This is a genomic window from Planktothrix sp. FACHB-1355 (assembly GCF_014748295.1).
GTDB classification, from domain to species: Bacteria; Cyanobacteriota; Cyanobacteriia; order Cyanobacteriales; family Aerosakkonemataceae; genus Aerosakkonema; species Aerosakkonema funiforme_A.
Genome location: NZ_JACJUP010001304.1, coordinates 1 through 1723, shown reverse-complemented (window position 1 = coordinate 1723; position 1723 = coordinate 1). Strand labels below are relative to the sequence as shown.

3 protein-coding genes are annotated in these 1723 nt (G+C 44.5%); 2 read left to right on the top strand and 1 reads right to left on the bottom strand.

Going from position 1 to position 1723, the window contains the following annotated elements; all coding sequences use genetic code 11:
- Positions 1-131: 131 nt before the first annotated feature.
- A complete protein-coding gene (locus H6S82_RS31805) occupies positions 132-377 on the bottom strand; it encodes a DUF3134 domain-containing protein (protein ID WP_199315259.1) in 246 nt (81 codons plus the stop codon).
- A gap of 238 nt (positions 378-615) precedes the next feature.
- Between H6S82_RS31805 and H6S82_RS31800 the strand changes: the two genes are divergently transcribed.
- Positions 616-1200: a PAP/fibrillin family protein gene (locus tag H6S82_RS31800; protein WP_190464531.1), complete on the top strand. Its 585-nt coding sequence runs from the start codon at positions 616-618 to the stop codon at positions 1198-1200.
- 253 nt (positions 1201-1453) lie between these two features.
- The coding region (locus H6S82_RS31795) for a PD-(D/E)XK nuclease family protein (protein ID WP_191057391.1) at positions 1454-1723 on the top strand (270 nt) is incomplete at its 3' end.

Here is a 1723-nt window from a genome sequence, read left to right as displayed (position 1 = left end):
GTTCCTGAGAAGTTTAGCGATCGGCTATCTAATGATTTAGCATCCACGGAACTGCTATTTCACTCCACACAACAAATTGAGACTACCAGACAGTGATTGGCGAATCGGGATTAAATATTTGTGCGATCGGATCAGTCTATGTCGTCAACGATGTCATCATCATCATCCAAATCTTCGTCATATACAATGTCATCGCCGCCCATGAGTTGATCGATTTCTTCATCCTCATCTAAATATCCTTCAGCATCGTCTTCAGCACGCGCTAGTAGGCGACCTGTAGCTTCTAACCAATCCAAAATGGAAGTTTCTTGCTTGATGGGAATCACAGCAGCTGGTTGATCGATTGGTTCTTCCCGTAGAGAGGGGTTGTATATCATACGAGCTTGACCGGCAAAACACTATAAATTGAGACTATTAGAGTTTAGCAGTTACTAACCTATTCGACTGTTAGCTCTAGCTTTACAGGCTTCCCGCCGTAAGATTATCGATCGCAAGTTACCTGTTGTTCTTTTCTCTCCCACTCCCCCGCTCCCCCACTCCCCCTCATTCTACCGTCTCGATACCTAAATCCTAAAGTATCCTTAGTGATGGGGAGTTCAGAAGAGGTATGCAGGTATGATTGGCAAAGCATCACTGCTAGAAGCGATCGCAGGTAAAAATCGCGGTTTGTTGGCGACCGCAGCTGACAAACAAGCTATACTCTCTCTTGTCGCCCAACTGGAAGACCGCAACCCCACCCCCCGACCGACGGAAGCGGCAGATTTACTCGACGGCAACTGGCGACTGCTTTACACTACCAGTAGCGAACTTTTAGGCATTGACAGCGTGCCATTGTTCAAACTCGGTCAAATTTATCAATGCGTCCGCGTCAAGGATGCCAAAATTTACAATATCGCGGAAATTGGCGGTTTGCCTTATCTGGAAGGTATCATTAGCGTTACTGCTACTTTCACCCCGGTTTCCGAACGACGGGTTAACGTGAGATTCGATCGCGCCATTAGCGGTTTGCAACGTGCGATCGGTTATGAATCTCCAAATCAATATATCCAGCAAATTGAAACAGGCAAAAAGTTTTTTGGGATTGACTTTAAAATTGAGAATCGCGACCAAAAAGGTTGGCTGGATATTACCTATTTGGATGAAGATTTGCGGATCGGTCGAGGCAATGTGGGGAGTGTGTTTGTTTTGACTAAAAATTAAATTAGTCAGTTGTCAGTTGTCAGCTGTCAATTGTCGGCTCTACCGTTTTTGTGCTGATAATAAAAATCGATCTGATCGTAGAGTGGGTTAGGCACGGGCGATCGCTTAAGCAGTTTCAACTAATAATTAACAAACCGTGCCGTCACCCACCATCATCACATATATGTAACATAAATAAACACTTTTCACCATTAACCCAAAAGACTCCAATTATCTTAACTACTGACTGCTAGCAACTACCAACTACTAATCTATGCGCTTATCTCAAAGACACTTAAACTTGTTATCCACTTGTCCCCGTAAGTTTCAACATACCTACTTGGAACAGTTGGGCTCGCTCACAACACCAGAACAACTAGAGCGGATAAATTGGGGCAGTCATTTCCACTTGTTAATGCAGCAGCGAGAACTGGGTTTGCCAATAGAATCAATCGTGCAAGAAGATGCCCAGATGCAGCGTTGGCTGACTGCTTTAGTGAGTGCAGCACCAGAAATTTTGACGCCCAGTTTCAATAATAAAGCA